The organism is Trichormus sp. NMC-1, from assembly GCF_001858025.1.
In the GTDB taxonomy this organism is placed as follows: domain Bacteria; phylum Cyanobacteriota; class Cyanobacteriia; order Cyanobacteriales; family Nostocaceae; genus Anabaena.
Window position 1 is genome coordinate 760,157 of the sequence record NZ_LZQD01000002.1, and the last position, 25,385, is coordinate 785,541.

The 25,385-nt window shown below is 37.1% G+C and carries 20 protein-coding genes and 1 pseudogene; 10 read left to right on the forward strand and 11 right to left on the reverse strand.

Annotation, left to right across the window (positions count from 1 at the left end; genetic code table 11):
* Positions 1–142: 142 nt before the first annotated feature.
* Entirely contained in the window at positions 143–724 is a 582-nt protein-coding gene (locus A9Y75_RS10065; RefSeq protein ID WP_071189426.1) for a Uma2 family endonuclease, read from the reverse strand.
* Between the two features lie 117 nt (positions 725–841).
* On the reverse strand, positions 842–1,171 hold the full coding sequence (locus tag A9Y75_RS10070) for a XisI protein (protein ID WP_071189669.1): 330 nt from the start codon (positions 1,169–1,171) through the stop codon (positions 842–844).
* Positions 1,172–1,506: 335 nt separating this feature from the next.
* Here A9Y75_RS10070 and A9Y75_RS10075 point away from each other — a divergent pair, with 335 nt between their 5' ends.
* The 4 genes from A9Y75_RS10075 to A9Y75_RS10090 all read left to right on the forward strand — a co-directional run bounded on the left by A9Y75_RS10075 (position 1,507) and on the right by A9Y75_RS10090 (position 5,193).
* Positions 1,507–1,968 carry a hypothetical protein gene (locus tag A9Y75_RS10075; RefSeq protein WP_071189427.1) on the forward strand — a complete coding sequence of 154 codons (462 nt, stop codon included), beginning with the start codon at positions 1,507–1,509 and terminating at the stop codon, positions 1,966–1,968.
* Positions 1,965–2,231 (forward strand): type II toxin-antitoxin system ParD family antitoxin, encoded by a 267-nt coding sequence (locus tag A9Y75_RS10080; RefSeq protein ID WP_071189428.1) that lies wholly within the window; start codon positions 1,965–1,967, stop codon positions 2,229–2,231. Before A9Y75_RS10075 ends, A9Y75_RS10080 begins: the two co-directional genes overlap by 4 nt.
* Positions 2,228–2,533 carry a type II toxin-antitoxin system RelE/ParE family toxin gene (locus A9Y75_RS10085; protein ID WP_071189429.1) on the forward strand — a complete coding sequence of 102 codons (306 nt, stop codon included), beginning with the start codon at positions 2,228–2,230 and terminating at the stop codon, positions 2,531–2,533. Before A9Y75_RS10080 ends, A9Y75_RS10085 begins: the two co-directional genes overlap by 4 nt.
* A 194-nt stretch (positions 2,534–2,727) precedes the next feature.
* Complete coding sequence (locus A9Y75_RS10090) at positions 2,728–5,193, forward strand: restriction endonuclease (protein WP_177176144.1); 2,466 nt, start codon at positions 2,728–2,730, stop codon at positions 5,191–5,193.
* A 128-nt stretch (positions 5,194–5,321) separates the two neighbouring features.
* On the opposite strand, the gene ahcY is transcribed toward A9Y75_RS10090, so the two are convergent.
* A complete protein-coding gene (gene ahcY, locus A9Y75_RS10095) occupies positions 5,322–6,599 on the reverse strand; it encodes an adenosylhomocysteinase (protein ID WP_071189431.1) in 1,278 nt (425 codons plus the stop codon).
* A 363-nt stretch (positions 6,600–6,962) separates the two neighbouring features.
* On the opposite strand from ahcY, the gene A9Y75_RS10100 reads away from it, so the two are divergent.
* Together A9Y75_RS10100 and A9Y75_RS10105 are read left to right on the forward strand one after the other, a co-directional pair.
* A complete protein-coding gene (locus A9Y75_RS10100) occupies positions 6,963–8,606 on the forward strand; it encodes a mechanosensitive ion channel family protein (protein ID WP_071189432.1) in 1,644 nt (547 codons plus the stop codon).
* Positions 8,607–9,023: 417 nt separating this feature from the next.
* Entirely contained in the window at positions 9,024–9,287 is a 264-nt protein-coding gene (locus tag A9Y75_RS10105; protein WP_071189433.1) for a hypothetical protein, read from the forward strand.
* Between the two features lie 218 nt (positions 9,288–9,505).
* On the opposite strand, the gene A9Y75_RS10110 is transcribed toward A9Y75_RS10105, so the two are convergent.
* Complete coding sequence (locus tag A9Y75_RS10110) at positions 9,506–10,645, reverse strand: glycosyltransferase family 4 protein (RefSeq protein WP_071189434.1); 1,140 nt, start codon at positions 10,643–10,645, stop codon at positions 9,506–9,508.
* Between the two features lie 66 nt (positions 10,646–10,711).
* Complete coding sequence (locus A9Y75_RS10115) at positions 10,712–11,881, reverse strand: glycosyltransferase family 4 protein (protein WP_071189435.1); 1,170 nt, start codon at positions 11,879–11,881, stop codon at positions 10,712–10,714.
* 905 nt (positions 11,882–12,786) lie between these two features.
* Between A9Y75_RS10115 and A9Y75_RS10120 the strand changes: the two genes are divergently transcribed.
* The 4 genes and pseudogenes from A9Y75_RS10120 (at position 12,787) to A9Y75_RS10135 (ending at position 18,098) form a co-directional block, all read left to right on the forward strand.
* The gene (locus A9Y75_RS10120) at positions 12,787–15,012 is read left to right on the forward strand and encodes a hypothetical protein (RefSeq protein WP_071189436.1); all 2,226 of its coding nucleotides are present in this window, start codon (positions 12,787–12,789) and stop codon (positions 15,010–15,012) included.
* 594 nt (positions 15,013–15,606) lie between these two features.
* Positions 15,607–15,894, forward strand: a pseudogene (locus tag A9Y75_RS10125) (PIG-L family deacetylase); the annotation flags it as partial.
* A 208-nt stretch (positions 15,895–16,102) separates the two neighbouring features.
* Complete coding sequence (locus A9Y75_RS10130; RefSeq protein ID WP_071189437.1) at positions 16,103–16,888, forward strand: PIG-L family deacetylase; 786 nt, start codon at positions 16,103–16,105, stop codon at positions 16,886–16,888.
* 100 nt (positions 16,889–16,988) lie between these two features.
* Positions 16,989–18,098 (forward strand): glycosyltransferase family 4 protein, encoded by a 1,110-nt coding sequence (locus A9Y75_RS10135; protein ID WP_071189438.1) that lies wholly within the window; start codon positions 16,989–16,991, stop codon positions 18,096–18,098.
* A 286-nt stretch (positions 18,099–18,384) separates the two neighbouring features.
* Here A9Y75_RS10135 and A9Y75_RS10140 read toward each other — a convergent pair whose 3' ends face one another.
* From A9Y75_RS10140 to A9Y75_RS10165, 6 genes are all read right to left on the reverse strand, one after another.
* A complete protein-coding gene (locus A9Y75_RS10140) occupies positions 18,385–19,266 on the reverse strand; it encodes an aspartoacylase (RefSeq protein ID WP_071189439.1) in 882 nt (293 codons plus the stop codon).
* 278 nt (positions 19,267–19,544) lie between these two features.
* Positions 19,545–20,693: a glycosyltransferase family 4 protein gene (locus tag A9Y75_RS10145; protein ID WP_071189440.1), complete on the reverse strand. Its 1,149-nt coding sequence runs from the start codon at positions 20,691–20,693 to the stop codon at positions 19,545–19,547.
* Positions 20,694–20,696: 3 nt separating this feature from the next.
* Complete coding sequence (locus A9Y75_RS10150) at positions 20,697–22,127, reverse strand: glucose-6-phosphate isomerase (RefSeq protein ID WP_071189441.1); 1,431 nt, start codon at positions 22,125–22,127, stop codon at positions 20,697–20,699.
* Positions 22,128–22,232: 105 nt separating this feature from the next.
* Complete coding sequence (locus A9Y75_RS10155; protein ID WP_071189442.1) at positions 22,233–23,222, reverse strand: glycosyltransferase family 2 protein; 990 nt, start codon at positions 23,220–23,222, stop codon at positions 22,233–22,235.
* Positions 23,140–24,339, reverse strand: a complete 1,200-nt coding sequence (locus A9Y75_RS10160) for a glycosyltransferase family 4 protein (RefSeq protein WP_071189443.1) — start codon at positions 24,337–24,339, stop codon at positions 23,140–23,142. Before A9Y75_RS10160 ends, A9Y75_RS10155 begins: the two co-directional genes overlap by 83 nt.
* A 32-nt stretch (positions 24,340–24,371) precedes the next feature.
* The gene (locus A9Y75_RS10165; RefSeq protein WP_071189444.1) at positions 24,372–25,367 is read right to left on the reverse strand and encodes a glycosyltransferase; all 996 of its coding nucleotides are present in this window, start codon (positions 25,365–25,367) and stop codon (positions 24,372–24,374) included.
* Positions 25,368–25,385 lie beyond the last annotated feature (18 nt).

Sequence of the window (25,385 nt, forward strand, 5' to 3'; positions counted from 1 at the left end):
TGAAATTAAATTTCAGTTTCAACCCTAGTTTAGGGTTTTTTTGTGCCTAATAGAAGTTGAGAGTTGCTGGTGTTGAGGTTGGAGATATTTTTTTCTCACGCAAAGGCGCAGAGACGCAAAGGAAGAGCTAAAAAATCATCTTTTATTTAGTCAAATTTGTAGGAAAAGTAACGTCTTCATAAACATCAGTTAGATGACAAGAAAAATTCACACTTTTTAATTCTAATTGTTGATTTCCTTTATAATTATAAAGTTCCCATCTTCCTTCAGGATTACGCCGAAAACAATCAATTCTTTGACGATTTTGGCTAACTAAAACATATTCTTGTAAAGTGTCTAATTCTTGATAATCACTAAATTTATCACCTCTATCTAAGGCTTCTGTAGAAGGTGATAAAACTTCAATGATTAAACTCGGATATCGTTTAAAATATTCAAATTGTGTATCTCTTGAATCGCAAGTTACCATAATATCAGGATAATAGAAAATATCTAAAGATTCAATTCTCGCTTTCATGTCAGCGACGTAAAGACGGCATCCTGTACCACGAATATGGTTTCTTAAAAGGGCGACTAAGTTAGCGGTAATTGTCACATGAGCGTCACTAGCACCAGCCATTGCGTAAATTTGCCCTTGGATATATTCATGTTTAATAGGGCTAGATTTTTCAGCTTCTAAATATTCTTCTGGGGAAAGATAGGGGTGAAATTGGCTAAGAGTCATATATGGTTACGGTTAACATGAGATGATTGGGTGGGAATCTTTCTAGTATAGCAATTGTTATGAATCTTTTTGTCTCACGCAGAGACGCAGAGAACGCAGAGGAAGAACGCAAAAAAGTTAACCCTCTGCAAAACCAGTAAACTGCCTAATATGAGGCGCTCTAAAACCTAACACAATATCTGTTTTCGGTACTCCTAACTCTACTAATTGATTAGGAATTCCTTCTTCTGTAAAATCGCGCTGAATCCAAATTTTTCCATCTTTAATATCTACATGAATCATTGTACCATACGTTCTATTTTCACCTTCCCAACCTATATGAACTACTAGATAGCGATTTCTTTGAATATCAAATATTAACTCGATTTCTGTTCCTTCAGAGCAATGACCGTCTGTATGTGTTGCTAATACTTGTTGTACTAATTCAGGGTAATCTAATTTTTCCATAACATTGGGAACTGGTTTTATTTCTGCGATCGCTTTACCTGCTTCAATGATAATAATACTTTCTCCTGCTGCTACTTGATGAAGATAGCTAGTGAGGTTTTTTTGGATTTCATCAATGGTTATGGTTAACATGAGATGATTATTTAAGAATGTTTCTAGTATATCAAGAAGTTATGAATATTTTTATCTCACGCAAAGGCGCAAAGACGCAAAGGAAGAATTGCAAGTACAAAGGTTTTTGTAATGTTACCTATTGACAAATGATAAGGGTTACGTATAATATTACGTAATATCATATCCAGATTAAGTCAGCGTTTCTGGAAAACGCAGGTATCATGTCAATTGCAATTTTTAGCAATGCTTACTCAGATGAGTTAGTGACAGCCACTGAGTTAAATCGTCAACCTGGAAAGGTTCTAGATAAGGCTTATGAACACCCAATTACTATCACTAGAAATGACCAATCTTTTGCACTGTTGCGTCGTGAAGATGTGGCTTATTTAGTGAAGGGGGTAACACAAAGTAAGGCTGTTTTTGAGGTGTTATCGGTGGCGTTTCGGTTGTTGTTGGGTCAAGAAATTGGTTATGAGCATCCTTATGGATGGTTGCGGGTTTTTGATGCTGATGAATTGCAAGATTTTATTAAAGAAGTGAGTGAGGCTTTTCGTTTAACTGATACTTCTAATGAGGCTTGGGATTTGATTGATGCTATTATTTATGAATGGAAAGAAAGTTCTATAGCTATTATTAGTCCTGAGTTAGCAGCAGCTTTTAATGATGATAAGGTGAAATCATGAATATCCAAATTAAACCGGAATTAGAGCAAATTATTCAAGCGCAAATTGCAACGGGTAGATATACAAATCCTGAAGATGTAATTAGTAAGGCTTTGAAGTTGCTTTTAGAGTGGGATAAGGGTTATCAAAATTGGGTGGAGGAAACACGGGAAAAGGTGGATGTTGCTATTGAACAATTAGATAGAGGGGAAGGTATTGATGGGGATGTTGTGATTTCACAATTGCGGGATAAGTTGCGTCAAGCGAGAGAAATACAAGGATGATAATACATATTATCTCTCCAGAAGCTAGTCGGGATTTATCAGAAATTATTGATTATTTTGCAAATAGAAATATTGATGCTGGAGAGCGTTTTGTTGATGAGTTTGAGAAGAAATGTAAATATTTAGCTAATTTCCCTAATATGGGGCGTAGCTATGAAAATATTAGGGTTGATTTGCGGGGTGTTCCTTTGGATGGTTACGTTATTTTTTATCGAGTTATTGATGGTGGAATTGAAATTGTGCGTGTCGTTAGTGGTTATCGAAATTTGGAATCTTTGTTTACAGAATCAATGGATGATTGAGAAGCCCTGGCGATTAGAAATCGCGGCTATACAAACGAAGTCCACCTGCGTGGACTAATAACAAGATTTTTGAACCCGCGAAGGCGGGTTTTGTCTGTGTAGACGCGAATTATATTCGCCAGTTGGTATAATTGACATTTTAGTGCAAAATAGTACAATGGTATTGCATCTAACAATAAAGGATAAAAATGAGTATGAATTATGACCATACAAATTTAATATTTAAAATGTTAATACCTAATTCACTAAGTAAAAAAGCAAAGGGTGATTTTTTTGAAGAAGTAACAGCTTGTTTATTTAGACAGCGAGGATTGGAGATTACTCATAATATAAGGTTGCCGGGAGTACAAATTGATATCGGATTAGAAGATAAAGATACAAAATCAAAAGCTGCTGTAGAATGTAAATTTCATAAAGATAAAATTGGTTCTGATGAAGTAGGAAAGATAATATCAATACTTTCAACTTATGATTTTAGTCGTGGATTTTTATTATCTGCATCTGAATTAGAAGGTGAAGGTAGAACATTTGCGGATAATTTTAATCAGAAAAATAATAATAAATTAACTGTATGGGCTGGTAAAGACCTGGTTGAAATTTTTATAAATGCCTATCATATCGAAAAGCCTAACTTAGATAGATTAGGAAATGTATCGGTTAGTAGGATTACATTTTTAATAACATATGAGAAAGAATTTGTTTGGGTTTTAGAAAAAATAGATGATGATATTGAAAATAGCCAAGTTTTTATTATTCCTACTAAATTAACTCGCAATTATTCTAAAGATTATTGGAAAGATTATTTTCAGAAATTTGATGAATATCAAAAATATAATTTAACAGTTATTGATAATAATAATTTAAACACAAATGTTTATCAAGCATTTAATATAGCAAGAGAATCTGAATTTAAGAAAATGGTTATACCCAGAATACGCAAAGCAGATAAGTTTGATGAGTATCATTTACCTTGTAATCCAGAAGATTTTGTTGGACGTTTAAAACCAAAAGAGATATTTTGGGAATTTATAAAAGAGGTAAAAGATAATCAAGCTGATTCAAGAATAGTCTGTTTAACTGGTAATACAGGTGTAGGTAAATCATCATTATTAGTTAAATTAATAGAAGAATCTAGTCAAGAAGAATATAAGTTTCTTCATATACGTGGTATTGATATTAGCGGTGTTAATGATAATAAAGCAAAGTATTTTCTAGCAAATGCTATTCAAACTACATTGCAAGAAGCTATTGATAAAGAATTTATTAATATACCGAATCATCAAATAAAGATAGATAGTTTAGAGTATCCTTTTTTTGAAAGTGACTCCATTAATTTATTAAGAAATAAGTTAAGAGAAGAAAGTAAAATAATAGTTATGTTTTTTGATCAATTTGAAGAAGTTTTAACTAAAAATTCATGGGAATCTATGTATGAAGATTTCAGGGAAGTTGCTAATGAAATTAATTATATTCAAGAAAATATAGTTTTTGGTTTTTCTTGGCGAGAAGATGTTAGTATTTCACCTAACAACCCCAAATATCACTTCTGGCAAAAAATTAAACGTAGTAGTAAAATAATAGATTTAAATAAGTTTATGTTCTCAGAAAAAGACACAGAACAAGTATTAAAGAAATTTGAGAATTTTTTAATTAATAATACTCACATAAAGAGATTAGAAGATAATCTTAAATATTGGTTGTCAGATAATTGCCAAAATATGCCTTGGCTATTAAAGAAAATTTGTTATAAAATATATGATGAATATGATGAAACTGTTAATTTAGTAGATTATACTAGTATCGAAAAAATATTTGATAGAGATAGAGATAATATAAAAGCAATTGGTGAAAATTATTATGATTGTTTAAAGTATATTGCTGTTAATTCTCCTGTTTCAATAGAAAAGGTAAGAGATAAATATGGAGATCATATTATTTATAAACTTTTAAGTAATCGTCTAGTCATTGAAACAGAAAGCAATTACAAAATTTATGCTGATATATTTCGTGAATATATTATAAATGGCACGTTACCATCATTAAATATAAGATTTAAACCTAATACTAGAATATTAATAGCAATACAAGTATTTCACTTATTAAATAGTAACTTAACTAAATTTGAGGTGGCTAACAAACTAAATTTAACATATCAAATTAACAAAACGGATACAGTTGACCATGCTATTCGAGATTTACAAAAGTTTTTACCTCTTGAACCTGAGAAGAATTCTGGTTTAGTTAAAGTATCTGAAAATTTTAGAAAATTAACCGACTATGAAATTGCCGAAAAATTGGCTGATTACTTAGTGGCAGATATATTAGTTAGTGAAATTTACAGAAAATATCAGCCTGATGAACGTTTTACTCGCGATCAGTTTGATCAAATATTATTAGAGAATGAATATGTGAGTAATAATGGAGATATCAAGGATTACCGTAGGTGTTTATCATGGTTTTTATTTGCAGGATTACTGGAAATAAGACACGATCAGTATATATATATACCTATTAATTCCAAAAAAGGAAAACAAAAGGGAAAAGCTTCAGATTGTGATTTGAAAAATCAACCGAGAATACAAAAATCTCAACAGGAAAATTATCAACCAAATTTATTAGATTTTCTTGAAAGGATTAATACAGATAATTTGTTATCTTAATGACTTGTATGTGTTATTTCTATGCGCTCTTCGCTCCTTCGTGGTTCGTTAAATAAATCCACAACACAAAACCCAAAAAAAAGGGATAAGCAAAACGCCTATCCCCAAAAAATCAAATAATTAATAACTTACGTTCCAGACTGCCAAGAATTGGTATAGTCAATTTGATCTGCGGTCAAACTATCAATGAAAATGCCCATAGCTTGCAACTTCAAACGAGCAATTTCTTCATCCACATCTCTAGGAATAGAATGCAAACCAGCAGCTAAATTACCCTTATTCTTCACCAGGTATTCAACAGCCAAAGCTTGGTTAGCAAAACTCATATCCATAACTGCGCTGGGGTGTCCTTCAGCCGCAGCCAAATTAATCAAACGTCCTTGTCCGAGAACAACAACGGATTTACCATTTGTCAATTTATACTCTTCTGTGAAAGGACGGACATCCTTGATTTCCTTAGCATTAGCGGCTAAGTATTTCAAATCAAGTTCTAAATCAAAGTGACCAGAGTTACAAACGATCGCACCGTCTTTCATCACATCGAAGTGTTCACCCCGAACGACGTGCTTGTTACCTGTGACAGTAATGAAGATATCACCGTGAGGCGCTGCTTCCGCCATTGGGAGGACGCGGAAACCATCCATAACGGCTTCAATAGCCTTGATGTGGTCAATTTCGGTAACGATGACGTTTGCACCCATCCCACGGGCGCGGAGGGCTGTACCCTTACCACACCAGCCATAACCGACAACTACAACAGTTTTACCAGCCAACAAAATATTTGTAGCGCGAATAATCCCGTCTAAGGTAGATTGACCAGTACCATAGCGGTTATCAAAGAAGTGCTTGGTGTCTGCGTCGTTGACGTTCATCGCGGGGAAGGTGAGAACGCCTTCTTTAAACATGGCGCGTAACCGCACGATACCTGTGGTGGTTTCTTCGGTGCTACCAATCAAATCAGCGATTTGGTTCTGACGATGTTGAACTAATTCTGCTACCACGTCGCTACCGTCATCAACAATGATGTTGGGGCGATGATCTAATGCTATTTGCACGTGGCGGCTATATGTAGCGGCATCTTCGCCTTTTTGAGCAAATACGGAAATTTCATGATCAGCTACAAGACTGGCTGCTACGTCATCTTGAGTTGATAAGGGGTTACTAGCAATTAAAACTGCATCAGCACCACCGGCTTTGAGGGCGATCGCTAAATGTGCAGTTTCTGTGGTGACGTGGGCGCAAGCTGAAATACGCAATCCTGCAAATGGCTTTTCTTTCTCAAAGCGATCGCGGATTTGCTTCAATACGGGCATTTCCCGTCCAGCCCATTCAATCCGTTGTCTTCCCAAGGGAGCAAGGGCGAGGTCTTTAACCTCGTGCTTTAATCTGGGAGTTGTTGCGGTCATGAAAAATTATCCTCTAAAAAACAAAAAAGGTACTCAGACCTTTACGTACTTTAATAGATTTTTCCATGACTGGCAATTTTTGGCTGTAATTGCCAACTAGCTAGTCAATGGTACTCTACACTAGCTTGACGTTGGATTAAAGCATTGTCAATGTCTACATCCAAGTTTTCTTTTTTGACTGATATCTGTTATGAGTATTATGAACAACAAATTTAGTCATGACTATCAACAAATTTTATCTATCTCCAGATAGAAATCAAGATAATCCAGGAAAGATTCAACCTGTGATAGATAACAGCAATTATTTGTTGAAAATGACCATAAAAGTACTCAAGAGTAGATTTTGCTCAAGGAGGTATGTGAGTGCGCTTTAAATTTTTGGGGATAACAAGCGCAGTGGCAATAGCCATTGTATCTGTACCAAAAGCTACAGCCCAGATCCCTCTTTTACCTTACTTACAAACTCCTAGCAGTGTGAGTAATGATTCAGAAAACAAAAATGTTTCGGAATGGATTTATTTAGATGGTCGCCCATTATTTCGGATAGCAGCATCGAAAAACAATATTTTCGAGCGGTCACAAAATATCCAGCAAAATTTGCAAAAAATCAGCCAAAATTACTTTAATTCACCCACACAAGCATTCAATGTACAAATTCGCACTGTCAATGGCTTACCAGTAATTTACATCAATGAAAACTACTTGATGACGGTCAATTCTGAAGATGCTAAATTACGTCAAGTAGATAGGTTGACACTGGCTAATCAAATTGCCGGAGATTTGCAGCAATACTTGGAACGAGCCAAGCAAGAACGCCAAACTTCATCTTTAATCGACAACGGTAAAATTGCTGTTGGTATTGGACTAGGGATGATTTTACTAAGTTGGGGAATCAAACGCTGGCAAAGGCGTTTAAATCAGAAAGCAAAAAACTTTATCCCCCCGACTTTAGAAACAGATCAACCAATTACCGTCCTACTCAATCAACAACAAGAGCAGCATCTTCAAGAAGTTAAAAAACGACTATTCCAAATCGCACAAACTGGAATTTGGGGAAGTGGTAGTTTTCTGATTCTCGGTCTATTTCCTTACACTAGGGCGCTGCAATTAGGAATTCTCGTCGTTGCTCAAATTCCTTTAAGATTGGCAGCTGTTGTTTTAGGAACTTACGTAGCAATTCGCTTTACCTATGCCTTAATAGATCACTCTACCTCGACTATCGTTAGCAGTGGTGCTTTATTAACCCCACAAACTTACGAACGTCTACAATTGCGAATTTCCACATTTTCCGGCGTGACGAAAAGTATTGCCACTATTCTCTGGGTGGGAACAGGCATTTTATTAGCGTTAGTTTCCTTGGGGATAGATATTATTCCCCTCCTCGCAGGTGCTGGATTAGTCGGTGTGGCTTTGTCCCTAGCTTCCCAAAACTTAATCAAAGATGCAATTAATGGTTTTCTAATTATTCTTGAAGATCAATATGCTCTTGGTGATGTCATTAATGTGGGAGATGTGGGTGGTTTGGTAGAAAATCTCAATCTGCGAATGACTCAAGTCCGGGATTCGGAAGGACGCTTAATTACCATTCCCAATAGCGAAATTAAGATTGTTGCTAATCTTTCTAGTCGCTGGTCACGGGCAGATTTAACAATACCAGTTTCCTACCAAGCCAACATTGACAATGCTTTGAAATTAATTGAAGATGTGGCTTTGACAATGAATGAAGAACCCCTATGGCGACGGCAAATTATCGAAAAGCCCAGTGTGTTGGGAATTGATAATTTTAGCGATCGCGGTTTGATCATCCGTGTATGGATTAAAACCCAGCCTCTCAAACAATGGGATGTAGCGCGAGAATATCGTCGTCGTGTAAAAGTTGCCTTAGATAAGGCCGGAGTTTCCATTCCCGTCCCGCAACAAGCCGTTTGGATCAATCATCCTCAGTTTTTGAACTCTCAGAATAATGGCAAGTCTGAATTCCCTTCAATTACAGCACCGGAAACCTAAATACTGCAAAGTTTTTTAATCACCTAACCCTTTTCCCATTCGGGAAATAATCATGTAGGGGCGTTTTATGAAGCGTCTCTACATGATTTTATTTATATAATTAGGTATACAGCGGTTTCCACTCTTATGAAGTACATCTTAGCCCCATCATCGCTTGCGGGGAGGGGGTTGGGGGTGGGGTTCTTGTACCTCATAACACTGGGAAGTGCTGTATGTAAATAATTATTGTTGCCATCAGGCTGCTATTGCAGAAGAAAAAGAATTTTATTTTGTTGACTTACTTGTATAAAGTAGCTTGTGTGATTAGAAATAATGTTTGATTGCCCTCTTGGCAAAATAGTATATTTGTACTATACTATGAAAATAGTCTTCAAACCTCGAAAGACTTATGGAAGATGGATTTAAAGGATTATACCTATGATGAAGCATTATATTCTCAGCCTCAATCCAACTGCCAAGCATGAATGGGATCGTTGTATTTTACGTGATCCTCTCACTGCAAAACGTCCAGATATAGCTAAATTAATTTCCGAAGCCGTAGGTGCAGAGACAGGCAATTATTTAGTAAGTGTAAATATTGAAGTCACAGTATTAGAACAAGCATCCCCATCACCAGCAGAACAACTTTCCCTGACTTTCCCAGAAGTCAACCTCCCATCACAACTGCGCGAAGCAGCTTAAAAATTACCAAATGTTTTAGGGCGCAGTGTCTGCGCTTCTATAGTATTAGGACTTACGCAAAACCGAACCAAAGTAGCGGTAATTCATGAATTACCGCTACACAGGAATGAGACTCCTGTACAAACGTTTCGGCGAAACGTCTCTACTGACTCCTGCTGTAACTAATTCCAGTTGATACAGATCATGTCTCATTTCTATAGTGCGTAAGTTTTAAATTATTAAAATAGTGATTGCAGTAACTTTTGAATTTGCTGATTAATAATATTCACATCAAAACGTTCACTAGCATTAGTTCTAGCATAATTGGCAATAGTTGCAATTTTCTCTGGTTCCTGAACACAATTATTAATCACTTGTGCTAATTCTTGAGATTCTCCTGGTGTGACTAAAAAACCATTAATTCCATCTTCCAGCAATTCCATTGCACCACCAGCTTTAGCAGCAATCACAGGTTTACCACACAGCATCCCTTCCACAATCACTCTTCCAAAAGGTTCTGGTGCAGTGGAAGTATGAGCCACTACATCACACATTGCCATTAATTGGGGAATATCTGAGCGAAAACCTAAAAACTTTACCCGATTTTCTAAACCCAGTGCAGCGACTTTTTGGTGTAAATCTTTTACATAATCTTGTTCACCAAATAAAGCATCACCAACGAGAAGTGCTATCACATTTTGCGGACATTGAACCATTGCATTAATTAAAATATGCTGTCCTTTCCAGGGAGAAAGACGGCTAAAATGTCCAACTATAAATTTATCATCTAGTCCTAATTCATGCTTTAACTTTTGAATATCAGCTTCACAAATTTGATAATTATTCGATTCAAAACCATTATAAACAACTTCAATAATATTGGGTTTACCTCCTGCTTGTAAAAATGCAGTTTTACTAGATTCAGAATTAGCGATTACCAATGAAGCAAACTGATTAACTAAAGTAACAGCAACCCGCAGATTAGTTTTGCTAAAGTGTTCTGTAGAAAGAATATCATGTAAATGATAAACCAAAGGACGACGCGCGAAAAAACTAGCTATTGCCCCTACAACTAAAGCCTTTTGAGTATTGGCGTAAATTAAATCATATTCCCTTGCAAGTTGAACAACCTTATAAATGAGGGGAGTGAGTTTTCCCACACTACCTAAAGCCTGTAATAAACTGCTTTGTTTACGAACATTAATAGCTTGAGTCGCTAACACTTCAACAGGAATTTGATTCTTTTCTAGTAACTTCCTAAAATCACCATCTGCAAATAAACCTACCAATGCGCTTTTACCATAGAATTTAGCAATATCAATTAAACATAACTCTGCACCACCTGGTTTACCACTTTGATCTAAGAAAAGAATCTTCATATCATCTCCAAATCATCGGGAATCTGCTTTGAAATTTAGTTAATATTTTCCTCAAAATTCAGCAGCTTAAGCTAAAAGAACCTGCCGCACCTTTTGAGCAATATTAGTCCAGTCATAATTTGTAATTGTGTAATCACGACATTCTTCTCTAGAAGGTGAATAAATTTTACCTAATAGCGCTTGTTCTAATTTTTCAGCAATGCTTTCAACAGCGATAGAACTAGTAATTAAATCCGGTGAAAATCCCTGTAAAATTTCTGGCATACCTCCTACAGGAGTACAGACAACAGGAGTACCACAAGCTAAAGATTCAAGAATAGCTAATCCAAAACCTTCAAAAGATTGACTAGGCATAATAGTTAAATCAGCAGCTTGGTAAGCAATTGGTAATTCTTCGTCCGGTAAAAAGCCTAAAAATTTAACGTTGTTTTCTAGTCCTAATTCTATAGCTTGTTGTTGAAGTAACTCTTGGATATGACCACGACCAGCTATAGCTAACCAAATCTCAGGAATATGAGGCTTAATTATCGCTATTGCCTGCAATAATTTATCAATTCCCATTCTATGTACTAAGCGACGAGATGTAAATAATATTTGCCTATTACTAGGCCAACCTAGTTTTATTCTTGCCTCTTGACGTGATAAATTGGTTTGAAAGTGATTAATATCAACTCCACCGGGAATGATGTGGATTTTGTTCCAGGGAATTTGGTATTTTTGATGTAAAATATGACCAAAAGCTTTACTAAGAACAATAAAGCGATCGCATCGATTATAAGTATTTTTTTCTATTAGCTGCTGCTTTAGCCAAATACTCAGTTTCTTATTTACTACTTCCTCCTGACTTTCGGAAGCCCAAGGGCCATGAAAATTAAAAGTAATTGGTACTCCCTTGGGTAAAAGATCTAAAATCGGAAAACTGTATAATGCAAAATGTAGATTAATTGCATCAGGCTTACCTAATCTTGTTTTCTTAAATTGATGACGAATTGACCAAAACCTTTGGGAAATCGAACTATCTGGGGAAGCTAAATTGGTTAACTTAATAGGTGTATTTTTTTCACCCACTGGTAGACCTACTCCACATAATTCTACTTGGTCTTGATGTGCAGCTAATTTATGAGTTAGTTCATAAATATATCTTTCCAAACCTCCAGGGTTTTTAGGAAACCAACCTGTTCCCAATGTTAGGATAGATGCAGAGGCTAATTTAGAAATTTTTGGGTTATCTTCCACCTATTTCTCTCCTGGGATGAATTAAGTTTGCTTTTTTGCAGTTAAACGCTCAAGTTCACCGTTTTTCCATTCAGTTGTTAATGAGTATTGCTAATCATGAAAGTTTGTAGATAGATCGACTGAATTAGATGTAAGAACTTTCTGATAAACTTCTTCTTTAGTATTTAAGCAAGAGTTAGATCTATTTGATATTTTTAATATTTACCGACTTAACTCCAGATACAACTTAATTATCAAATAATCAATTGCGTTAAACTTAAAAGCTGTCGAAAGAGCAAAGTTTGAGTGTATCTTGGATGAAATTTTCTGTATATTTAGGAGTCATAAATAAAACCTGTACCAAAGAATTTATTGGTATTCTAACTGATAGGGAGCAGTTATCTAGAAATTCAAAAACATTTAAAAACATCCGGGTCATGAATTAGAGAATATTGTTATATATTCCGTATTTAGCTGGGGAAAACAGGATACTTTTTTATAACCTATTTTTATCTCCCTGTCAAACAATAAATTACCAAATGTTTTATTGTTAACTCAGGACTATTACTAATAATAAATATATCCCTAGATTCTATTTTGGCTAGGATGACTAATAGATAAGTATTTGAGAACTATACTTCATATCAAAAAATAACTTAATTAGCACTATTAATGTATTAAACATTGCTATCTATTTGTAAAATATTATATAAGTAAATAAAATTGGGTGTAACCATAATGTAAAAAATATATTTTATTGATAAAGCTTTGATGAAAATAGATTAGAAACACTATTTAGTTGTTAATTTATATGTGTAGTCTCATCAGCTATATAAACAACTCAAGTCATAAATTACTTTTTTAGATGTGGAGAACAAAATAAATATTTATAAGTACATTAATCAAAAATTACTTAGAGCTTTTCTATGAAAAATAGATTATTATCACAGTTCCATAAAAATCGCCAAAAACTTAGTCAACACCTCATAGGTTTGCTTAATCAGAGAAAATGGTGGACAAAAACAGCTTTTAATATTTTACTCTTTTTCACCTGTGGATTAATGGTGACATTCGTAGGAATGACAATGGATTTAGCTACGACTAAAGCTGATAAAACACCAGCCACACTCACCTATAAAACCTCTTGGCTTGGTAATACCATTGGTAAGGGAAAATTGCGGGTGCAAAACAATATAGAGGGAATGTATGTAACAGCCAATGGAGAGATTTACACTAATAGTCAGTGGGATGAAGCAGGAATAGAAGCAGGAATATATAAAGATGGTAAAGTAATTGCTGCCCTTGAGGATACTCACGGCTGGAATCGTCTTGGTGGTAAAGCTGTAATAGTAAATAGCAAATATATTTACATTGCTATGGCTCAAGGTGGGATGAATAATCAGAAAGATGATTATCCTCCCGAAGGTAAAACTTGGTATTGTGTACGACGCTATGATTTAGCGGGAAAAACTGCACCTTTTCCTGGAGGGAGAGGCTGGGATAAAAGTATGTTAATTATCAGTAATGAAAGTGAAGTTACTGGTTTAGCAATTGTAGACAATCAGTTATTTGTGAGTAATGCTGCTGCTAACATAGTTCGTATTTTTAATACAGAAACAATGCAGGAACTGGGCAAATTTACTGTTGCAAATCCGGGGGCAATAGCTATTGATAAGCAAAGAAATTTGTGGATTATTCAAAATAAAAAAGGTAGCGCCTCTGCGAAAATATTACATTATTCGCAAACGGGTAAAAAGCTCCCAGAACAAATTACAGATGTTGTAGACCCAACAGCAATAGCTATTGATCATCAAGGTAAACTCTTAGTAGCAGAAAATGGAGTCCGGCAACAAATACTAATTTATAACATCGAAAAACAGCCTCTACAAGTAGGAACTTTCGGAAATAAAAATGGCATTTATAGTGGCGTAGTTGGAGAAGTTCAAAATTTAAAACTTTATGGAATTACAGGAGTCGGTACAGATACCGCAGGCAATATCTATATCAACAACAATGGGTTTAACAAATCAGGCACAGATTTAAGAAAATTTTCCTCATCTGGAAAACAACAATGGCAATTACTAGGCTTGATATTTGTAGATAATGCCGATGCTGATCCCAAAAGTGATGGTGTAAATGTCTTCACCAAGCAAGAAGAATACTTGATGGATTATAGTAAACCATCTGGTAAACAATGGACTTATAAAGCCTACACCGTTAATCCTTTCAAATATCCTCAAGATCCACGCTTGCATACATCCCCAGATGGTACTTTTTTCCGTCGTATCCAAGGAAAGCCTTTTTTATTCCTCACAGATATGTATGGCAGCTTTCTACAAATTTATCGTTTTCAACCAGCTACAGACGGTAAAATTGCTATTCCTGCGGGACTGTTTGTTGGTACTAATGAAAGTGGTAAATCCATTACTGGTAATTGGCCTCCCTATCAACCAGCCAAAGGGGAATGGATTTGGCGGGATAGTAATGGTAATGGTGCATTTGAGCAAAATGAGTATGACAGAGGCCAAGATTATCCCTACATAGGTGGTTGGTGGGTAGATAGCAAAGGTGATGTTTGGAAAACCTTGCGAACTCAAGATGGCATTCGCCATTATCCTTTACAGGGAATGGATGCCAAAGGGAATCCTATCTACACTTATAGTTCCATGCAAAAGGAAAAGACTCCCAACCTATTTAAGGATTTGCGCCGGATTGAGTATTTTCCCAAAACAGATACTATGTATTTGTCAGGCTTTACCGCAGAACATCCCGCAGTTGGTGATGACACTGGAGTTGTGGGATCGGAAATTGTCCGCTTTGATAATTGGAGTCAAGGAAATCGCACTCCCAAATGGCGCACTGTAGTTCCTTACGACACGACTGGCAAACGAAAAGTTTCTACCGCAGCTATGAGCATAGCTGGCGATTATGTGTTTGCAGTGACTGTGAAAACCGCAGAGGTATATGTCTACAAAGCCACCACAGGTAAAATGGTACACAAATTCGGTCCGGGACCGGAAGTTGGTGGAGAAAGTGGTTGGATTGATATACCTTATGGTATCCGAGCTTTTCGCCGTTCTAATGGTGAATATTTAGTATTTGTGGAAGAAAATTGGAAAGGAAAGGTGATTATTTATCATTTACCAATTTGATAAAATGAGTCATTTCGTATCTCGTTGAATAGTTGTCATTAATGTGGTTCATTTAAGGACTTCCAATTTAAAAAAATACCCAAAAGTTTCTTGTGGTGCGGGACGAAAAGCCCGCCAATCATAATAGACTTTTATTTTCGCGGCGCAGATGATGGTGCAAGATATGAGTATAGGTACGTATTAAAATTTCCCCGCGTCCGTGCGTCTCTTATTCAATTTATTTACCATTACCTAAAATCTTGCATACATCTGATTTTGTCTTCATATTTCCACTGTAAATTTACAAAAAAAATAAATAGCATATGTTGTAGTTAATTATTATAAAAATAATCGTTGAGCGCTGAATTTAAAGGAATTTGTCAACACCTATGATCAAAGACTTTTTGGATATTTATAAGTCTGGTAATCATTAAAATTTCAGCAATTAAATAAGCCTTATATTTCTATATAAGTAGGTAGACAGAATTAAATGTCAGATAAAATTTTTGTCGTAGTGAGCGATTTATCGCTCTCTTGCTAGGTTTGATCGGGCTAAAGCCCTTACTACTAACTTTTCTTTTCTTCAGTCTTACTACTTACCAGTTACCACAAAATATGAAGCATAAAAACAGCCTCGTCAAATTAGAAAAAATCATTCCGAATAATTTACTAAATCAAATTCAATATATCCATTCCAGTTTACTCTCATGGTGGATTTTAACTTGTGGAAGTAAACCGCTAGTATTTAATCAACAATTAGCAATGGTTTTTTCTCCCCATCAAGATGATGAAACATTAGGATGTGGTGGTATGATTGCCAGAAAAAGGGAACAGGGTATACCAGTAGTTGTAACTTTTCTCACAGATGGAAGAGGTTCCCATGGTTTAGATCCACATATTCAACTTCAGTCTTACTACTTACCACATTAAAATTTCAGCAATTAAATAAGCCTTATATTTCTATATAAGTAGGTAGACAGAATTAAATGTCAGATAAAATTTTTGTCGTAGTGAGCGATTTATCGCTCTCTTGCTAGGTTTGATCGGGCTAAAGCCCTTACTACTAACTTTTCTTTTCTTCAGTCTTACTACTTACCAGTTACCACAAAATATGAAGCATAAAAACAGCCTCGTCAAATTAGAAAAAATCATTCCGAATAATTTACTAAATCAAATTCAATATATCCATTCCAGTTTACTCTCATGGTGGATTTTAACTTGTGGAAGTAAACCGCTAGTATTTAATCAACAATTAGCAATGGTTTTTTCTCCCCATCAAGATGATGAAACATTAGGATGTGGTGGTATGATTGCCAGAAAAAGGGAACAGGGTATACCAGTAGTTGTAACTTTTCTCACAGATGGAAGAGGTTCCCATGGTTTAGATCCACATATTCAAAATAAAATCATCAATATTCGCAAACAAGAATCGTTGACAGCATTAAATATTTTGGGAGTAGAGCCTTCAAAAATTCACTTTTTAGACAAAGAAGATGGAACGCTGAAATATTTAAAGTTAGAAGAAAAGCAACAGACAATTTCCCAAATTTGTGAATTGCTTCAGCGTTATCAACCTGGAGAAATTTATGTGCCTCATCATAAAGATTGTCATCAAGATCATGAGGCTACATATAACTTAGTTAAAGAGGCAATTGCACAAACAGGAATTACAGTTGCATTACTACAATATCCTATCTGGGTATTCTGGAGAGCGCCGCTATTTATCCTCTTGAATTTACAAGATATTGCCGCAGCTTATCGATTGTCAATTACATCAGTGCAAGATAAAAAACAGAGAGCAATTTCTGCCTATCCTTCCCAAGTTCAAATGTTACCTCGTGGCTTCATCAAGCGATTTTTAAATTCAGAAGAAATATTCTTTAAAACTGAATTTTAGTATCGGACATATTTTCTAGTATTTAATTAAATCAAGGTGAAATTTCTACCGGTAAGCATCATGACAGTGAAGCTAAATTATTACCGTGGAGAAAATTTAAATGCGAATCCTTCATATTACAAATCATGTCCAAAAAATCGGTAACGGCATTGTCAATGTAGCAGTAGACTTAGCTTGTTTACAAACCAAAAAAGGTCTTGATGTTGCTGTCGCATCAGCAGGTGGAGAATACGAAGAATTATTAGCAGATCATGGTGTTTGCCATTTTCAACTAGATCAATCAAGAACGTCATTAAATATGATTAAAGCCTCTTGGCGTTATCGAGAAATTATCAAAGAATTTCAACCGGATATTGTTCATGCTCATATGATGACAGGAGTTGTGCTGGCGGGAATTTTCAGAAATAGTGGTAAATATAGTTTAGTTTCTACCGTACATAATGAATTTCAACGTAGTGCCGTCCTCATGGGATTAGCAGATCGGGTAATTGCCGTTAGTCATGCAGTTGCTGATTCAATGGTTCGGCGTGGTATCCCAGCTAAAAAGTTGCGCGTGGTTGGTAACGGTACTTTAGGCAGTCCTCGGCATAAAAAAATTCAAGATTACCAACCGCTACCACTGCATCATCCGGCTATCACTACTGTAGCTGGGATGTATAGCCGCAAAGGTATTAGTGAGTTGATTGACGCATTCACCATGATTGCGAAAGATTTTCCCCAAGCCCATCTTTATTTAGTAGGAGATGGTCCAGATCGGTCTATATTCGAGGCAATGGCGCAACGTACAGCTTTTGGTAATCGCATCCATTTTGAAGGTTTCCAACCAGAACCGCAACGCTATATGTTAGCAACGGATATCTTTGTCCTTGCTTCACATTGCGAATCTTTTGGTTTGGTGCTGACAGAGGCACGAGAAGCCAGTTGTGCAATTGTAGCGAGTGATGTAGATGGTATTCCTGAAACTTTGGATCATCGTCAAGCTGGTGTATTAGTACCACCCAAAGATAGCCAAACCTTAGCTAGTGCTTTGACGCAATTACTCAGCAATCCTGAACTACTAGACAAGTGGAAATTCCGTGCCACACAAAACCTAGAACGCTTCAGTGTAGCGCGGGTAAATGAAGAAACACTGGCTGTATACCGTGAGTTAAGCAGAAATTATGATGTCTTCAGAATCATGAGAACAAGAGAATTGGTAGTCGGTAAATAGATTGCCAGATGGAAAATTGTTGTCACCATGAATCGTGAATGTTGGGTTATGACAAGGTTTGGTGATTTATAGCCGTGGACAGGGTGGTTAGGACATCAATTGATAATGGAACTCCCACTACAAGAGGGTTTTACTCCTGACTCCTGACTCCTGACTCCTGACTCCTGCTATATCTGTAAGCGTTATTCAGTTAATTACCGCGTCTAACCCAACCTACAAGGTGTTCACATCTCATTTAGGATTGCTATAGATATTAATTATCATTACTGAAATCAGCGAGAAACCTTTAATCAAGATGAATCCATTCCTTTTGGCTCAGATGCATAGCAATGCCTTTCTCATAATAAGCTGCTTCATTGATAAAGACGGGATAAACAGTAGACTCTCCCTGATAAAGAATATCTTTGCCTGTAAAAGTTTGAAATATGGGATCACCTGGATGCAAGGGTTCATAGTCTTTAAACTGAAGTTGGGGATGAATCATCGCTTCAATTTCCCCATCTTTATTTCTAGGGTAATCAACAGAACCAATAGATTTATAAAGTGTCAGGGTATTGTTAATTAAAGGAATTTTACCTTGATTATATTCTTCAAAATACTGTAAAATTGCATATATAAGCTGTTCCGTTTGTTGGAATAGTTCTGCATCTAAAATACCCTGAGCTACAGCACCAACTTCTATAGCAAAACCCAATTGGCATAAAGAACGAAGAAAACCACTACCTCTGAGTTGCTGATGACTATAAACTTTTACCAAAGGATTAATCGCACTCAAATTAGCTGCTAACTGAAGTAGAAACGGATGCATATTACCAAGAATAATACATAATCCCATGTTGGACGTTGTGGTATGTAAATCAATAATTGCGTCCACGAATTCCTGGTTTTGTGGTTGCAATATTTGTTTAATTTCTTTAGCCCGCAATTCTTCGTAAATGGAGGAGGTAGGAGATTGAAAATTGTCAACAGTAAAGCAACGATTTAAATCTTTATCAATGTATCGTCTTCTGGCAGCGATAGCTTTGGGATTACCGAGTAATGCCAAAGTTTCAAAACTTGCTTTATTAATTAAATTTGGATATTGCTGAAACTTTTTAACTAGGTAAACTCCTGTTAACTCATTACCGTGACTTCCTCCCACAATTGCCACCCGGTTGATTTGATTCATAAGCGCCTCATGTATAAATTATTATCATAATAGCGGAAATTGTCTGCCAATTTTAATTTATAGGACACATAATAGGTTAGTCCTCTGTTTTCACTCAACGGCATATTTAAACTGCATAGTTTTGATTTTTAGGAAAAAGCCAAAATATCGAGCGAATTGAAGTCGTACCCCAGTTCATTCAAGTAGAGACGTTGCATGCAACGTCTCTACATTGTTTCGTATTTTTTTGATTATGGTCTATGCAACAAACATGATGTTACACATCTATAGTATGACCCTTATGATGTGATTCTTTTGGGCATTTTTTCTAAAACAGTTGGCACCTGTGAGCGAATAACATTAATCAAGTTTTGGGCATAACGTTGTGTGGAGAATTGCAGGGCGCGTTGTCGTGCTGCTAATGCCACAGTTTGGGCAAAATCTGGGTTGTGAAGATAGTGGAGAATAGCTTGGGCTAATGCGTCTTTATTGTCGTAAGGTGTTAACAATCCATTAACAGCATCGGTAATAATCTCCCTTGGCCCCCCAGCACTGCCAGCAATAACTGGTTTACCCAAGGCCATAGCTTCGATAATTACAATCCCAAACGGCTCTTGATCAGAAGCATGAACAAATATATCCATTGCTTGTACCCATTCCGGGACGTTACGCTGTAACCCTGCCATAATTATGCGATCGCTCAGTCCCAAATCTGTTATTTGTTTTTTTAAGAAATCCTCATAATCTGCTTCTAAATCATGCTTACCACCAATTATCACAGCATGAGCATCAGGATATTTTTGCAAAACTTCGGGCATTGCTTCAACCAATACGTGCATTCCCTTCCAGCGTTGTAAGCGGCCGACAATGCCAATCAAAGGACCATGCATTGGTAAACCGAGCTTTTGGCGTGCTTCTGCTGGAGTGGGCAACACAGCAGGCTCGAATCGGTCTAAGGCGACACCGGGGTAAACTAAGGGTGTTGGTCTGTGAGGCCAAATTTGTGACTGTGCTTGTTGTCCATCTTGGGAGAGGGTGATAATTGCCTGGGCTGGGATGAAAGTAGCAAGACGCACCAACCAAGATTTGTGATTAGGAACTTCTAGTTGATACCACAAAGCAGGCAACCCTGCCAACATTGCCGCTAGTCCCCCAATGATGTGGGTGATCCACATCCAATTGAGGATCATATCTGCACCTTCATGGCGTGCGATCGCGGCGATGCGGAAAATAGTCGCAACAAAACGATGGATTTGACGCAAACGGCCACTTTCGACAACTCTTGTATCAATGCCCAGATTCCTCACTTGTTCCACCATTGGACCATCTTCTAAGAAGATCGCCAACCATTCCACATCGGCATTACGTCCTTGTTGCATCAAATCCCAAAACATCATTTCACCGCCGCCTCTTTGCTCGGCTAACGGCATAATCGCGATTACCTTCATAATTTAAGCCTTAATTCCTTGATGTTGATAATACTTATGTGCTGCCATAGCCATCGCAAAAAATCCCCAGAGAATCATACCTGCTACACTCAACATCCCGCTACCAATAACTAGTTGTGTACAAGAACTAATTGCGATCGCACGGGCAGCACTGACAAAACTATCAAACCGCGCTTCAGTATATTGGCTGACGGTAAAAATCATTAAGATTAATGCACCCAGATAAGGAATGCCTCCGAACCAACCCAATGTAAAAAAGATATCTAAAATGCCACTATCAATGACCAGTACTTCTATTTGTCCCGTTTTTTCGTTGACTTTCCAGATATTTCCTAAACCGTTACCGAACCCATTAGTCAGGGCTAAACTGAGATTTCTGTCATAACTCCCTGATCTATCCTTTAAGCTGCCATCTTCTTGCAAATTAGTAAAAGTTTCTAATCTAGAAGTCACAACTTTGTTAATTGGTTCTATAGTTAGCAAGGGTAAAACACACATTGCCATCACCAAAATGATAGTAATTAAGCGCATTTGAATTCTGGCTTTAACCGAACCCATAATCATAATTATCCCCAGTAACCAACCGCCCCAATTAGTCCTTGCTTGTGCCAGCAAAAATGATAAATAGCCCACGGCTGAAGCCGGAAAAATTAAAGGACCTGAACTGGTGAATAATAACAACAACCCAGCTTGCATAACAGCACCAAATGGGCCGACTGAATGCATTGTACTCCAAACGCGCATCCCAAAAGGTACAGGATCTCCAGAACTGGTAAACATTTTTGATTCTATCAACCAGTATGTGTCCCACTCAGGAGCAACCACAAATTGATATATACCGTAAGCTCCTATGATTAAAACACACCAGAGAAATGTCCTCTGAATGTGCTGACGGTAACTGGGATAATCTCGCCAATTTGTAAATAAGTGAAACCCAAAAATAATGGGACTCACCCAGTCTAGAAAACCCCGGATCACCGGAATTGGTTGATTGTAAATTAGACCAACCAAACAACCATAACATACCCCAATAAAACCTAAAAGAAAAGGCAAACCACCTTGACGAATTGTGCTAGGAATATATTTTAAGAAAGTTGCAATAGTCACAAACACCACTAAATAAGGTGCTATGAGCATTTGACGGGTAGGGTCCCAGCCCACACGATAGTCAACTAACCGAGCCAGCAAGGGTGAAAGAAACCATATCCACCAAGTGAAGCCAATGTAGAGTAAGGGATGCCGCAAATATAAAAATATAGCTACCATCAAAGCGGTTGCAGGAAAAACTAAGCGCAACATCCCAGCACTAATAAAATAACCAGATGTTATGACAAAAAGGAAGCCAATAATGACTATCCAAGCCTGTGCTGCTCGTTGTTGAGGATAAAAGTTTTGTCGTGAAAAGCTATTAAAAAGTATTTGTTTGGAAATCACTTTATTTTTGGTGATTGGTAATTGTTAATTGCAGACAGGAGCTTTCTCGAATTTGGTGAGTGTAAGTTCCTGTGAAAAAGGTATGTTTAATTTTCACAGCAGATTTCAGCTTGCAGGAGGTACAGAATTTAAGAACAAAGCTATATAGAAAGAGAGTTTCAACCCTGTTCCCTGCCGTAATTGATTTGTTTGCCATCCTTGCCAACGTCCACGCAAAGATGCCAGCATTTTTTTACTGACTAATCTGCCTTGACTGGGGAGAAATCTCAGCCATTGCACCAGCCCTAAACTATCTCTCGTGCCTACTAATACTGCCCACAATAAAAAAATAATTTGTCGTAGAGGAGAGAAATGTTCTAATAAAACTAGCGTTTCGTTATGGACTAAATTAGTGTAGGCAATTTCATTAAAATGTTGGCGTTGGTCTTCATCAAAACGTTGGGCTGGATAATGATTTACGGCAACACTAGGATCATAAATTATCTTCCAACTAGCCCGTTTTAAAGCTAGACTAAATGCCATATCGCAATGTACTTGCGCTCCTGTACCTCGCAAATTTTCATCAAAACGCAATTGCCCAATCGCTTGATGACGATAACTCATGTTCACGCCCTTGAGAACATCGACTTCGCGGGCTGCTCCTACTCCTAGGTGATGGTTGCCAATTACTCGCCCCCACCACTGTAAACGCCCTACTATTGAACGGGAGCCGTCTTCGATTCTGTTGGCTTGGTGTATCCAATCACGTCCGCCAACACCACCTATGCAACCATCGCTTTGAAAGTGAGCATTGATTTTTTCTAACCAATCAGGATAGGGGGCGGCATCATCATCAGTCATGGAAACAATGTCTCCCTCTACTACTGCTAGTCCTGTATTGAGGGCTGCTACCATCCCTGGAAGGGTGACTGTGACTGTTTGTAGTGGCAGGTTGTGGGACTGGAATTCGGAAAGAAATTGCCAAGTTTCCACATCAGAATCGCGGACAACTACTATTAATTGATCAACTGGTTTAGTTTGGGCTTGGAGCGCTAAAAGGCAGCGATGAAGATCCAAAGGACGGCGATAGGTGGGGATGAGAACTGTATTCCTCATTTTTAATTAACTCTTCAAATAAATCTAGATAAGTTTGTGCCATAGTCGCCCAGCTATGTTGTTCAGCAACGGTACGAGCCGCTTTACTCATTTGCTGGCGTAGTGAGTCATCTTTTAAGGAAAACAAGGCAGTAGATAAAGCATCTATGTCATCTGTGTCAGGTAAAATAATTCCCGCTTCTGGTGTGACTAATTCTGCACCTCCTGTAGCAGTAGCAGTGATGACTGGTAATCCTGAAGCTAATGCTTCTAACAAAACAAGGCTACAAGCTTCATATCGGGAAGGAAAGACAAATAAATCTACAGCCCGCATAATCTCGGCGATATCCCGTCGATATCCCACAAAATGCACTCGTTCACTTATGCCCAAAGCCTCTGCTAACTCTGGAAAGGGGCTACCTTCTGTTGTTCCTACTACCGCTAGGTGTAAATTAGGAACTTTTACTAAAGCTTGCAGCACTGTATCTAAGTTTTTTCTGGTGGTGCGAATATCGCCAGCAAAAAGTGCTAAAGTTACGTTTTCTGGTAGCCCTAATTTTTGGCGAGAAGTTATACCAGGAGAAAATTCTTGCAAGTCAACTCCATTGACAATGACACGAATCTTGCCCACAGGTACGCCAATATTAACTAATTCTTCAGCTACTTTTGCAGATACGGCGACGACTACTTTAGATTGCTGAAAAGCTTGTTTTTCCCAATAAGAATTGATAGCGCTGTAAAGCCATTGGTATAGCCCATAAGCATCTCGACGGTAACGAGAAATATGCACAGGCGATCGCCACCATGAACTATGGACAAAATGCACAGCATTCACATCAGTAGCGCCTATAGTAATGGCACCATTGGCTTTAATTAAATCAACTTCTCTACCATGTTGACGTAACCAGTCGCTGCTTTTTTTGGCAAATATAAAATTGCGAATAAATTCTGTAGGATATTCTTTCACGGGAATCGGAACCCAATTTACAGAGCTATTTTGTCCTAGCTCTGGTGCTATTTCACTTGCTAATAATGTCAGATGATGACCACGACGAATTGCTTCTTGAACAACTTCATAGTTTACTCGTCCCTGACCATCACCTTTTTTAACTTTATGAGTTACAATACAAAGTCTCACATACCACCTCACTTTTAAATGAATTGCTAACTCTATGATTTTGCTATTTTCAGTAATTGATTTGCTAATGCTGGCGGACTTAAACTGATAGTTAGTGATGCCATAGTTCGCACATTAAATTTTTGTGCTTTCAGGGCTTGCCAAAGATAAGAACGCGCTTCTGCTATTTCCTGATTTCGCATCAAGCCAATGCCTAAAGTTGTATGAGATTCTAACCATTTTTGTTGAAAGTGAGATTTAAATTCCGCAAGGTGAGGGTCTTCCATAAATTGTTTGTAACAAAACAATTCGCTTTTGGCTTTGCGGATTTTTGCTTGAGCATCTCGACTACCACTGAGCATCGTATCACTTTGTTCATGGATACGATATCGCGTTAATTTTTCGGGATCATAGTAAACTCCATAACCTGAGATACAGGAGAGATATGTTAAATACAAATCCCACATACCACCAACTTCAGAGGGAATATTATCCCAATCAATAATATGATTACGAATCACGCAAGCAACAGCAGTGCCGATAGTTTTATCTATTAACCCAATCTTATTGAAAGATTTATGCACTCCTTTTTTTAAGATATCTCGCTTGAAAGCCTTGCTATTTCCAGCCGTATAATCATGATTGATATTCCCCTGGGAATCTATAAGATATTGATCGCAAAAAGCCAGAATTAAATCAGAATTTGCTTCTAGAGGTGGTACAAGCTTGGCTAAAAAATCTTCATTCCACATATCATCATCATGGAGACTAGCTACATATTTTCCTCGTGCCATTTTGAAAGCACTTAGCTGATTAGCCAGCATACCAATATTTTGTTTGTGTCGCCAAAATTTGATGCGTGAATCTTGGAAAGATTCAATTAGAGATTGAGGATTTTCAGGACTACAATTATCAGAAACTATAATTTCAATATTTTGATAAGTCTGTTGAATTGCGCTAGAAATCGCCTGCTTTAGGTAATCGGGGCGATTATAAGTAGGAATAATTACACTGACAAGAGGTTCGGGTAGTTTAGTATTAATAGACATAATTACAATTCGTTATTT